Raw genomic sequence first — 12,366 nt, 5'->3', positions numbered from 1 at the left:
GGGTCCGGTTGCGGGGGCGTAAGCGCCATGGATGGCGCGACCGAGCTTACAGGGACGTACTTGCAGCGTCCCCCGCAACCGGACCCACCCCGCCATCCCACAGATAGCCCGCTGTTGCTGTTGCTCCGGCTGTTGCTCCGGCTGTTGCTCCGGCTGTTGCTCCGGCTGTTGCTCCGGCTGTTGCGCCGGCTGTTGCTTCGGCGGGTGCAGGGCGCAGCCCTGCCGAACTCCCCTTTACCTGGCCTGCTCGCAGAACTTCTGCCGGTACTCCAGTGCCTTCGGCATCAACGCCTGCAGGTTCTGGATACGGGTGCCCGGATTGGGGTGGGTCGAAGCGAATTCCGGCGGCGACTGGCCACCGCCGGCCTGGCCCATCCGCTGCCACAGCGGCACCGCCTCGCGCGGGTCGAAACACGCCGCCGCCGCCAGCATCAGTCCTACTTCATCAGCCTGCGTCTCATGGCTGCGCGCATACGGCAACAGATAGCCGTAGCCCATCGCCGACATCATCATCTGTTGCTGCTGCGCATCCATGCCACTGGCGGCGCCGGCCACCTGGCCGATCTGGGTCAGCTTCTGCTGGGCCATGCGCTGTGCACCGTGCCGCAGCAACGCATGGGCGATTTCATGGCCCATCACCACCGCCATCGCATCGCGGGTGCGAGCAACCGGAATCAGCCCCGTGTACACGGCCATCTTGCCGCCGGGCAGGCAGAACGCATTGGCCTGTTCGGACGGAATCACATTCACTTCCCACTCGAAGTCGCGCGCGAAGTGTGCCGGTTGCAGCCCGTGCTCCTGCGCCAGCGCGGTTTCGACCACATCCACCTTGGCGATCAGTCGCTCGGCAATCGCCCGGACGTCGCGCGAGACCGGTTCGTTCGGGCCCAGCGGGCGCTCCTGCGACAGGATCTGCTGGTAGGCCTGCAGGCCCAGTGCCTTCTCCTGGCTGGCATCCAGGCTGCTGTCGATCAGCACCTTCTCGCCGGTATAGGGGTCGACCGCACGGTTGGAGAACCAGTAGAACGCTGCATAGCCGGCGGCCAGTAGCAGCACCCACCAGCGGATGTTGCCGAACAGACCACGCCGCTGCTGCGGCGAGCGGGAAAAAGGATCGTTGCGCATCGGCAGGTCTTCCGGCTGACCCCGCCGGTCGGCGGGTACGGCGCAATCTTAGTGCGACGCTGCCTGCGGCGGGTGAAGCCGACGCCGATGCGAGCGCGTCCGTCAGATCCCGCGGACCAGGCGGAAGCCGATGCGCGCGTTGGTGGTATCCGAATCCTGCGACTGCCGCCAGGCCGCCCGGGTCTGCTCCGGGGCATTGGCCCAGTTGCCACCCCGGATCACCCGTGAACGGCAGCCCGGGTTGAACCAGGCCACACCATCGGCCGGCGCGCGCCGATAGCTGGCATGCCAACAGTCGGCCACCCACTCGCTCAGGTTGCCGCCCATGTCATGCAGCCCGAAGCCATTTGCCTGGAAACTGGCCACGGGTGCCGGCCCCCACCAACCATCGCCGTAGCCGACAAAGGCGTTGTGCCAATGCCTGCCGGAGGGTGAAGCGTCCTTGCTGCCGGTGTAATTGCCACTGCCTTCCGGCGGCAGCCCGGCATCGCCCCACGGGTAGCGGCCACTGCTGCCGGCACGCATCGCGTACTCGAACTCGGCCTCGCTGGGCAGGCGGTAGCTGCGGCCGGTCTGCTCGGACAGCCAGGTCGCGTAGTTCTCCGCATCACGCACGCTGACGTGCATCACCGGCGAATTGCCCAGTGCGCGCCCACCGTCATAGTCGGACCGCCAGTCCACGCCGCTGCGGCGGATGAAATTGCCGCTGCGCTCGTCATAGACCACCGAATGTCCACGCCGGGTCGCACGTGGACGGGTATTGGTCGCCTTCACATAGCGCTCGAAATCACCCACGGTGATCTCGGTGATCGCCATCGCGAATCCGCGCTCGAAGCGCACATAGTGCGATGGCCGCTCCGCATCGGTCGCGCCCGGCTCGGTATCACTGGCGCCCATCTGGAATCCGCCGTGTGGCACCACGATCATCTGCGGTCCACGGCCGCCATCACGCAGCGCGTCGCTGAACACCTGCCCCGGCCGGAAGCTGCCGTAATGGGTGGCCAGTTCGATGCGCTCGCGCAGCTGCGCCACCACTGCATCGCCCGGCAAGGCAATGCGCAGCGCTTCGGCCAGCTTCTCGCGCGCAGGCTTCAGTCCCTGCGGAGTGGTCAGATCATGCAGGCCGCCATCGCGCAGCTGGACCAGCGCCGCGGCACGGATCTGCTCGATGCGCTCGAACGCATCGGCGATGGTCGGTGACGAGTCACGCACCTTGCTGGCTTCTGCCAACCACGCGCCGGCGCTGGCGAAATCGCGGATGCGCGCGGCATCCTCGGCCCGCCGGATCAGCCCGCTTTCCGCAGCGGCCAGACCCTGCCGCGCACGGCGGTTTTTCGGGTCCAGCGCCAGTGCCTCGCGGAAATTGCCGATGGCGCCGTCGCCCGCCTCACCGATCCGGTCGGCACGCAGATCGTCCTCGCCCGCGCGGTTGTAGGCGACCACACGCTGCGCCGTCTCCACCCGGCCCTGCAGCGCGCGCACCTTCTCATCCTTCGGCGCCAGGGTCAGCAGCACCAGCGCCTGGCGCCCGGCTTCAGCCAGTGCCTCACGCTGCTGCAAGGGCCGCTGCAGCAACGCATCGGCCTGCTGCAGCAACTTCTGTTTCGCGCGTTGCAACCCCTGCCGCGCCTGCCGATCATCGGGCTCCTCTTCCTGCACCGCCAGCCACAGCGGCACCGCCGCATCGCCATCTTCGTACAGGTGCCCCTGCGCGAACGCCTGTTCGGCGGCCCGGCGCAGCTGCGCCAGCGTACGTCCCTGGCGATCGACCCGCGGCGGCGTCCACTGCTGGATATCCTCGGCCGCATCGTCACCGGCAATGGTCACCGTGCCCTGCCCGCTACCAGGCGCCGGACCGGCCTCTGCTGCGGGATCGGCCGGCTGGCCTGCGGTGCCACCGGCGTTCGGCGCAGGGGACGGCGGCGTGCAACCGGCCAGGCCCACGGCCAAGGCGGTAAACAGCGCGGGCGACAGCAGAAAACGCAAGCAGGGCCTCCTTCGGCACGGATGCGGACCGACGTTAGGCTATTCTCACCTGCCTGAGCAAACACGAGTAGTAGGCCCCGACCTGTGGCAACCTGGATCACCACCCCCGCCGAGCTGGACACATACCGCCAGCAGCGGCCGACCCGCATCGGCCTGGATACCGAATTCATCCGTGAACGCACCTTCTGGCCGCAGCTGGCGCTGGTGCAGATGGCCGTCGGCGAGGACATCCTGCTGATCGACCCGTTGATTCCCGGCATGCCCGAGGCGTTGGCACCGTGGCTGGCCGATGAATCCATCACCAAGGTGATGCACAGCGCCAGCGAAGACCTGGTGGCGTTCAAGTGGACCTGCGGCGTGCTGCCGCGCCCGTTGTTCGACACCCAGATCGGCGCCGCCCTGGCCGGTATCGGTGCTGGCATGGGCTACCAGAAGCTGGTGCAGGAGATCACCGGGGTGGCACTGGAAAAGGGCGAAACCCGCTCGGACTGGATGCGCAGGCCGCTGTCGGAGTCACAGCTGAAGTACGCCGCCGATGACGTCGAGCATCTGTTCGCGATGCATGATGCGATTTCCGCCAAGCTGGAATCGCTGGGGCGCCAGCAGTGGCTGCACGACGACGGCGAGCGCCTGCTGGCCAGCGTCGCCAATGACGAGGACCGCTGGCCCCACCTGGGCATGCGCTCGGCGCAGTTCCTGGACGCGCCCGCGCAGCGCCGCCTGCTGCGCCTGCTGCGCTGGCGCGACGTGCAGGCGCGCGCCAGCGACCGTCCGCGCAGCTGGATCCTGGACAACGAGCTGGCCGCAACCTTGGCACGCACCCCACCTGCCGATGCCGCCGCATTGAGCAAGCTGTTCGAACAGTTCCCGAAGGCGCCGCGCAAGCTTGCTGCTGCCGTGTGGCAGGCGCTGGATACGCCGTTGGCCGACGAAGCCGATGCACCCTTGGCGGTGCAGGCCAGCGATGCCAGCAAGCAGTTGCTGAAGAAGCTGCAGGATGCCGTAGCCGAACGCAGCCGCGAGCTCGGCCTGGCCGACGGCGTACTGGCCTCGCGCAAGCATCTGGAAAGCTATCTGGAGCATCGGCAGTGGCCTGCCGCATTGGCCGGTTGGCGCCAGCAGGAGCTGGAGCCGGTGCTGGCATCGCTGTTGCCCGCCGCCTGAGCCTCCTGCCGTCGTCGCGCGCGCAACGCGACGACGGTACACCCGGGCATGGCCATGAGATCGCGCAGGCGCGTGCCTGCAGCGCGTGACACGTCGCGCTGCCGCCCCGCGAAATCCACCCGGCGCTGATTGCTCCCTCGGGCGTGCCCGGCCGCGATCCTGTACGTAAGCCAACGCCATCACAGCGCGCCGTTTACCTACATGACTGCAGACACATCCGCCTGCCTCATCGGCATGCAAGAGTGAATCGCACGCCACCTGGTACGCCTGTTCAAGGCACCGGCGGGCGACGCACCCCGCAGGGCCGATGCCGTCGGCGCAGGCCCTGCCCACGCTGCTGCGCAAAGGACTCCCATGCACACGATCATCTCCGAACGGACCGCAGCTTCCCCGTCCCGTCGCATGCGCCACCTGCGCCGCTGGCTGGGCGTTTCACTCCTGTGCGTCGCTGCCAGTGCAAGCGCCGCCGATGACCTGCAGGCACGCATTGCACAGGCCTTGCAGGGCACGGCGACGCCGGCCATGGGCGTGCTGGTGATTCGCGACGGAAAAATCGCCGAACAGGCCGTCAGCGGCGTACGCCGCAATGATGAAAAGGTGGCCGCCAGCACCGGTGATGCCTGGATGATCGGCTCGACCGGTAAACCGATCACCGTGGCGATGATCGCGCGCCTGGTCGAACAGGGTGTGCTGAAGTGGGATGCGCCGCTGTCGACGATGCTGCCCGACCTGGCCGCACAGATGCAGCCGGCCTACCGCAACGTCACGCTGGTGCAGCTGCTGTCACACCGCGCCGGCCTGCCGGAGAACCTCACCGATGGCGCCGCACTGGATGCGTTCTTCACCGACACGCGTGCCCTGCCCATACAGCGCGAGGCCTACATCAAGGCTGCGCTGGCCGAGGCGCCGGTCCACCCGCCGGGAACGGAATTCGCTTACAGCAACAGCGGCTTCCTGATCGCGGCAGTGATCGCCGAACGCGCCACCGGCAAGGACGTGGAGACGCTGATCCAACGCGAGGTATTCCAGCCACTGAAGATGACCGGTGCCGGCTTCGGGCCGACCACTGCCGGGCAGCCGTTGGGCCACCGCGGCGGCAAGACCGTCACCGGCGCGCCGCAGAAGGCCGATGATGGCGTACCGCCGATCTACACCGCTGCCGGCAACCTGCACATGCGCCTGCAGGACCTGGCACTGTTCGCCATCGACCAGCTCGCCGGCAGCCACGGCAAGGGCACGCTGTTGACGCCGGCATCCTATACGCTGATGCAGAGCGCGCAACCGGGCAGCCCCTCGGGCCTGGACTGGGGCGTGCAGCCCTCGATCGCCGGCCGCCAGGGCCCGGTGCTGGTGCACGGTGGCTCCGATGGCAACTGGCTGGCGTGGGTGGTGCTGTTCCCCGCACAGAACAGTGGCGTGATCGCCATTGCCAACGCCGCCGAAGACATGGGAGCCGACACGGCCACCATGGGCGTGCTCGGCGGCCTGTTTGCCGAACTGTCGCCTTCTGCCGCGCCCGCCGCGAAGTGACATCGGCCGACGCCCTGCCGTTGCAGGGCGTCGGCCTGCCGCGCCATCGCAAGCGATAACGGGCCTGTACCGGATTGCCTAGAATGCGCGTCCGATCATCTGCAAGGACGCTGTTCCCCATGCCGCATTCCCCCCACGACGCGATGGCCTTGCGCCGCGAAGCACGCGACGCACTGCAGCAGGAGCGTTTCGACGATGTCGACCGGCTGCTCGGAGCGGTGGAGCAACAGTGGCTCGATGGTGACACCCCGCGCTTTGGATATGGCTGGCTGCTCGCCACCCTGCTTGACCCTTCGCAGGACCTGCCTGCCCGCCTTGGTCGGGCACGGCAATGGTGTGCACGACAGCCGCACAGCCCGCATGCGTGGGCCGTACTGGGCACGCTGTGGGACCGCGTTGCCGGCCGCATCCGTTCCACCGACACCGTCGACAAGATCCACCAGGCGCAATGGGACGGCGCTGCCCTGGCGCGCGACCACGCTCTGGCTGCGTGGCTGCACACGATCGCGCGGCATCCACGCCCCGCCTTCGTACTGGGGCGGATGCTGCGGATGGCCTGCTATCTGGGCGAGCCGCGCTGGTTGCAGCAGCTGCAGCGTGGCGGTCGCGCCGATCTGTACACCGCGCAGCAGCACCAGGATCCGCAGGCATTCGCCGCCGCGGTCGCATTGCTTGCGCCCTACGGTGCCCCCTTGCATGAACTGCCTGCGCTGCCGCCTGTGCTGGCGCAACGCAGCGAAGAAGCGTTCGAGTACGTCGCCGACTACTGGCTGCAGCTGGCGTTGTCGTTCCGTGCCGACGATGTCGACGTGCTCGAGACCTACCTGTATTACCTGTACCCGCGCTGGGGCGGCAGCCACGCCTTGATGCAGCACTTCATCGATGGCCCCGAGGCGTCGCGGTTGATGCTTCCGCAGCGCAATCGACTGCGCGTGGTCAAGGAGCGCGACTGGCTGTGGTTCACCCCGGATGCCGACGATGCCGAGGCCATCGCCGAACACGACCACGCCTACCGCGCGCTGCTCGACCTGCACCTGGACGCGTCTACCCGGGCACAGGTGCTGTGCTGGTGGGCGACCATGGACTACCACCTCGGCCGCGACGAACCGCAGGACAACGAGGTGAACTGGGACCCGGTGCGGATGACGCACGCCCATGAGTGCCTGGCAGAAGCCTTCGCACTGGATCCGGGCTGTGTGGTTGATGAGGGCCTGAACGCACTGGAAGCCTGTGCGCTGTTTGCACGCATCGACGGCGCCGATACCCTGTTCACGCAGGTTCTGGCCAGTGTCGAGGACTGGACCGACAGCGCGCATGCGCTTGCATGGCTGGCGGCCGGTCGCCAATCCGGACTGTTCGGTTTCAGCGCAGACAACGTCCTCGCCGCACAGCACCTGCGGGGAGCGTTGGCGATGGCCGATGAAGAAGACGTGGAACTGTCTACCGTGGCGGCCAATCTGCTCTGCTCGGTTTCCGCGCCGGCCGGCCTGCAGATGCTGCTGCAGCTGGCGCATGCCGGGGACCCGCGATCGATGGCATCGCTGGTGGATCTGTACCGCGGGCGTGTGGCCGGCAAGGACTTCCCCGCCTACACCGACCCCGAGCAGGAAGCGCTGTGGACCGAACGCGCGATTGCCGCCGGCGACCTGGTCGTCATCTACAACCGCGCCTGGCAACTCGGCGAGCGCTTCAGAGAGACCCCTGATCCGGCACTGCAGCAGCAGTCGCGTGTGTTGTATCGGCGCTGCGTGGACGAGGCTGCACCGCATGACCGGGTGTGGCGCCCGGCACACAAGAACCTTGCGGTGCTGCTGTACCAGGGCGAGGACGACACCGACAAACGCGAAGCCGTATTCGACCTGCTGGGGCCACTGTGGTGGCGTGGCGACAGCGCGACCCAGGCGTGGGCGGCCGGTTTCCTGGCCGATGTGTTCCACTTCGGCAACGGTGTGCCTGCCAATGCCTTCCTGGCCAAGATCTGGCTTGAGCGTGCCGCCGAGGCCGAGCCCGACAACGCGGAGGTGCTGCGCATGCGCCCGCTGATCGATGGGCAGGGCAAGTTGTTTGGTGCCAGCCGTGCGGCGCGCCAGCAAACCCGCGACCGCGAGAAAGTGGACCTGCGCAGCTGGCAGCTGACCTTCGGCCTGGATGCGGTACCGGACCGGCACGACGTGCAGCCGGTCTGAACGGGCGGCAGCTCAACGACAGACGCCCTGCACAGGCAGGGCGTCTGGTGGGAAGTGCAGAGGTGTCGGTGCCGCGTGCGACACCGACCGATGCCGCTTACCAGTTCATGTTCAGCGACACACCCACGGTACGCGGCTCGTTGTAGACCGCTGCCATGTAGTTTTCGATCACGCCCTTGAGGTTCTTCTCGTTGGTGATGTTGCGCGCGAACAGCGCCACTTCGTAGGCACCGTAGTTGCCCGAGTAGCCGATCTTCAGGCCGCCCTCGAAATCACCCTTGGAGTTGAACTCCTGGCTGTCGTACAGCACGAAGCTGGTGTAGCCCTGCTTGTTCCAGTCGGTGGACACGAACATCGTGCCTGCATCGCTGACCGGGAAGTCGTAACGCGCGGCGAGGTTGATGTTGTACTTCGGCGCGTTCGGCAGCGGATTGCCATCGATCTGGGCGAAGGTGTTGGCACCGACCTTGATGGTCGGGTCATCGACAGTGCACACCACCTTGCCGTTCAGGGCGCAGACCTGCGCATACACGCGCTTGTCCTTGATCTCGCTGTGCAGCAGGCTCAGGCCGGCGCTCAGGGTCAGGTTCGGGATCGGGCGCAGTTCCATGTCCGCTTCGAAGCCGTAGGCCTTGGCCTTGTCGGCGTTGAACAGCACGCCGTTGCCGTCCGAATCGTTGCCGTTGAGCTGGATGTCGTTGACGGTGTAGGTGAACGCGGTGGCATTCAAGCGCAGGCGGTTGTCCCACAGGCTGCTCTTCACGCCCGCTTCCCAGGACAGGATCGTCTCCGAATCGGCGGTGGTGAAGTCCGCGTTGAACACGGCCGAACGGCCCTGGATGGTCGGGCCACGGAAGCCGCGCGCGACCTTCGCATAGACGCTCACGTCCGGGGTGATCTGATACATCGCGCTCAGATCCCAGCTCGGGGTGGTGTCGGTCATCTTGACGTCGGTGCGGCCCTTGTAGGTGACCAGGCCGGCGGCGGTATCAGCCGTCTTCAGCAGGCGGGTGTGCTTCTCATCGCGGGTCTGGCGCAGGCCGGCGGTGACGGTGAACTTGTCGGTGAAGGCGTAGCTGAGCTGGCCGAAACCGGCCCACGAGGTGTTCTTGTTGCGCAGGCGCACCCAGTTGTTCGGGTTGCGCGCCGCGCCCTTCAGGAACCAGGCGCGCTGGTAGAAGTCGGTGGTGTCGCTGCCGTTGAAGTAGAACGCGCCGGCCTGCCACTGCAGGGCGCTGTCATCGTGGCTGGCCAGGCGGAATTCCTGGGTCCACTGGTCCAGGTCACGGATCTGGCCCATCGACTGGCCATAGCCGTTCGGCACGCCATTGACCGGGAAGTTGACCGCGGCGCCGCCGTCGGTATCACCGCGGCTGTAACCGGAGGTGGTCTCGTACGCGGTGATCGAGGTGAAGTCGATCGCGCCGAAGTCATAACGCGCCTTCACCGAGCCGCCGTAGGTCTTGTACGCCTGCGGATTGTTGTCGGCCTCGTCGTAGGCGACCTGGTCACGCGGCACGTCGGTCTTGTTCGAGCCCTTGGTCAGCGCGTTGCGCAGGAACAGGGTCGAGGTGCCTTCGTAGTCGCGGGCGTGGGCCGAGGCGAGGATCGAGAACTGGTCGCTCGGGGTCAGCAGCAGCTGCGCGCGCACGTTGCGGTCGTCGAAGCCGCCCATGGCGTTCTTCTTCGGGCTGACCGTGCCGTCGGCGCTGGGGCCGGTGTAGGTGTTGTCGACGTAGTCGTCGCGGTGCTGGTACAGGGCCGACACACGGAACGAAGCGATGTCGTTGATCGGGCCGCCGAAGCCACCGTCGATCGACACGCTGTTGTAGGAGGCATAGCTGGCGCTGACGCGGCCGCTGTAGTCCTGGGTCGGCTTGAGGGTGTCGAACTTGACGATGCCGGCAGTGGTATTGCGGCCGAACAGCGAGCCCTGCGGACCGCGCAGCACTTCCACCTGGTCGACGTCATAGACCGGGTTGGACTTCAGCACCACGTGCTCCAGCACCACGTCGTCCTGGATGATCGACACCGGCTGCGAGGCACCCAGGTAGAAATCGATGTTGCCCAGGCCGCGGATGTAGAAGCGCGGGAAGATGCGGCCGGTGGTGGTTTCCGCATACAGGCTCGGCACGCGGCCGGACAGCGCCAGCAGGGTGTCGTCGCCGCCGGCGGTGAAGTCGCGCATGCGCTCGCCCTGCACCACGCCGACCGACACCGGCACTTCCTGCAGGTTCTGCTCGCGGTGCTCGGCGGTCACGGTGATGGTGTCCAGCCCGGTCGGGGTCGGCGCGCTGTCCTGCGCGGCAGCACCGAAGCTGGCAGCCAGCGCCAGCCCTGCACAGGCCAGGGCCAGCGGATGGCGACGGAAGGAAACGAGGGAGGACGACATGCCCGACGAACGGCGGGAATCGGAATGGGAAGGCATCGAAAGCTCTGAGGAGGCGTCCGTGCGGCCTGCGCTGACCGGGCGGCAAATAGGAGGAAAACTGCGCAAGCGGCCATTATCCTCCAAATTGTTACAATTTCGTTGCGCGGCACCCGAACCCGGTGAAACAAGCGGTTTCGGCACAGTCAGCCAGCACCGCCTGGGGTCAGATCGGTTTCCCAAGGGGAAGCGGATCTGACCCCGGATCTCACGGCAACGGCGCCAGCGCAACCTCGACCATCGCCAGCAGGCGTTCGCGGCTGACGCCGTCACGCGCCTGCACCGAGATGCCATGCAGCACCGTGGCGAAATGATCGCCCAGGGCCTGCACGGACAGATCGGCCGCCAGCTCGCCGGCTGCCTGCGCCTGCTGCAGCCGCGCGATGATCGCCGCCGTGCGCTGGCGACGATGGCTGGCCAGCCAGTCACGTACGCCCTCGCCCTCCGGTGACACGCTGCTGGCCGAGGACACCACCAGGCAGCCATGCGGACGACCACGACGGGTATAGGTCAGCACGGCATCACGCAGCATGCTGCCGATAGCATCGCGCAGTGACGCCTGTTCCAGCGCGCGCGGCGCGAAGCCGCCCTCGCCTTCTTCGTACAGCGCCACCGCTTCGCGGAACAGCTGCTCCTTGCTGCCGAACGCGGCGTAGATGCGCGCCGAGGCAATGCCAAGCGCTTCGACCAGGGCCGACATCGAGGTGCCCTCATAGCCGTGCTGCCAGAACAGCAGCATCGCCTTGCGCAATGCCTGGTCCCTGTCGAATTCGCGCGGTCGCCCTGCCATCTGCCTGCCTGCCGTTCTGAGGCGCGCAGTGTAACGCGGGTGTTGACCATCCCGATGCACGCGCCTATTCTTTGTCGACCGACAAACAATTGGAGCAACACATGCAAACCCTCAAAGGCCCCAGCCTGCATCTGGCGCAGTTCGCTGGAGACCAGGCGCCGTTCGACAGCCTGTCCGGCATCGCCGCCTGGGCGGCCGGCCACGGCTTCAAGGCCCTGCAGATTCCGGCCTGGGACGCACGCCTGTTCGACCTGGCCACCGCTGCCGACAGCCAGGACTACTGCGACGACATCCGCGGCACCCTGGCCGAGCATGGCCTGCAGGTCAGCGAGCTGACCACCCACATCCTGGGCCAGCTGGTCGCCGTGCATCCGGCCTACGATGAGCTGTGCGATGGCTTCGCGCCGGAAGCACTGCGCGGCAACCCGAAGGCACGCAGTGAATGGGCGCAGCAGCAGCTGCACCTGGCCGCCCGCGCCTCGCGCCGGCTCGGCCTGCAGGACATGGGCACCTTCTCCGGCTCGTTCGCCTGGCCCTACCTGTTCCCGTTCCCGCAGCGTCCGCCGGGCCTGATCGATGCCGCATTCGATGAGCTGGCGCGCCGCTGGCGGCCGATCCTCGATACCTGCGAGGACAACGGCATCAACCTCTGCTACGAAATCCATCCCAGCGAAGACCTGCACGACGGCACCAGCTTCGAACGCTTCTTCGAGCGCGTGGGCCAGCACGAGCGCTGCCGCATCCTGTTCGATCCCAGCCACTTCGTGCTGCAGCAGCTGGATTACCTGCAGTTCCTGGACATCTACCATCCGCTGGTCCGCATGTTCCATGTCAAGGACGCGGAGTTCCGCCCCAATGGCCGCCAAGGCATCTACGGTGGCTATGCCGACTGGACCGAACGCGCGGGCCGCTTCCGCTCGCTGGGCGATGGCCAGGTCGATTTCAAGTCGATCTTCTCCAAGCTGGCGCAGTACGACTACGCCGGCTGGGCAACGCTGGAATGGGAGTGCTGCCTGAAGGACCAGGAAGCCGGTGCGCGCGAAGGTGCCGCCTTCATCCGCGACCACATCATCCCGGTCACCGACAAGATCTTCGACGACTTCGCCGGCGCGCCGATCAGCAGCGCCCAGATGCAGCACATGCTCGGCATCGCCTGA

Annotated in this window: 8 protein-coding genes; 4 read left to right on the top strand and 4 right to left on the bottom strand. The window is 67.0% G+C overall.

Annotated elements, in window-relative coordinates:
* Positions 1 to 234 precede the first annotated feature (234 nt).
* Together AC13GI_RS18860 and AC13GI_RS18855 are read right to left on the bottom strand one after the other, a co-directional pair.
* Positions 235 to 1,125, bottom strand: a complete 891-nt coding sequence (locus AC13GI_RS18860) for a M48 family metallopeptidase (RefSeq protein ID WP_099819099.1) — start codon at positions 1,123 to 1,125, stop codon at positions 235 to 237.
* A gap of 102 nt (positions 1,126 to 1,227) precedes the next feature.
* A complete protein-coding gene (locus AC13GI_RS18855) occupies positions 1,228 to 3,111 on the bottom strand; it encodes an SUMF1/EgtB/PvdO family nonheme iron enzyme (RefSeq protein ID WP_482997027.1) in 1,884 nt (627 codons plus the stop codon).
* Between the two features lie 84 nt (positions 3,112 to 3,195).
* Here AC13GI_RS18855 and rnd point away from each other — a divergent pair, with 84 nt between their 5' ends.
* The 3 genes from rnd to AC13GI_RS18840 all read left to right on the top strand — a co-directional run bounded on the left by rnd (position 3,196) and on the right by AC13GI_RS18840 (position 7,991).
* Positions 3,196 to 4,275, top strand: coding sequence for a ribonuclease D (gene rnd, locus AC13GI_RS18850; RefSeq protein ID WP_099819097.1), 1,080 nt, complete (start codon positions 3,196 to 3,198; stop codon positions 4,273 to 4,275).
* A gap of 354 nt (positions 4,276 to 4,629) precedes the next feature.
* Complete coding sequence (locus AC13GI_RS18845; protein WP_099819096.1) at positions 4,630 to 5,805, top strand: serine hydrolase domain-containing protein; 1,176 nt, start codon at positions 4,630 to 4,632, stop codon at positions 5,803 to 5,805.
* A 119-nt stretch (positions 5,806 to 5,924) separates the two neighbouring features.
* Complete coding sequence (locus AC13GI_RS18840; protein ID WP_165787240.1) at positions 5,925 to 7,991, top strand: DUF4034 domain-containing protein; 2,067 nt, start codon at positions 5,925 to 5,927, stop codon at positions 7,989 to 7,991.
* Positions 7,992 to 8,088: 97 nt separating this feature from the next.
* Here the strand turns inward: AC13GI_RS18840 and AC13GI_RS18835 are convergent, their stop codons facing one another.
* Both AC13GI_RS18835 and AC13GI_RS18830 read right to left on the bottom strand, forming a co-directional pair.
* Positions 8,089 to 10,419, bottom strand: coding sequence for a TonB-dependent receptor (locus tag AC13GI_RS18835; RefSeq protein WP_099819094.1), 2,331 nt, complete (start codon positions 10,417 to 10,419; stop codon positions 8,089 to 8,091).
* A gap of 208 nt (positions 10,420 to 10,627) precedes the next feature.
* The gene (locus tag AC13GI_RS18830; protein ID WP_099819093.1) at positions 10,628 to 11,209 is read right to left on the bottom strand and encodes a TetR/AcrR family transcriptional regulator; all 582 of its coding nucleotides are present in this window, start codon (positions 11,207 to 11,209) and stop codon (positions 10,628 to 10,630) included.
* A 101-nt stretch (positions 11,210 to 11,310) separates the two neighbouring features.
* On the opposite strand from AC13GI_RS18830, the gene AC13GI_RS18825 reads away from it, so the two are divergent.
* The gene (locus AC13GI_RS18825; protein WP_099819092.1) at positions 11,311 to 12,366 is read left to right on the top strand and encodes a sugar phosphate isomerase/epimerase family protein; all 1,056 of its coding nucleotides are present in this window, start codon (positions 11,311 to 11,313) and stop codon (positions 12,364 to 12,366) included.

The sequence above is a fragment of the Stenotrophomonas sp. 82F1 genome (assembly GCF_056861525.1).
The sequence above is the reverse complement of the archived record's forward strand: the minus strand, read 5'-3'. Positions and strand labels throughout refer to the sequence as shown.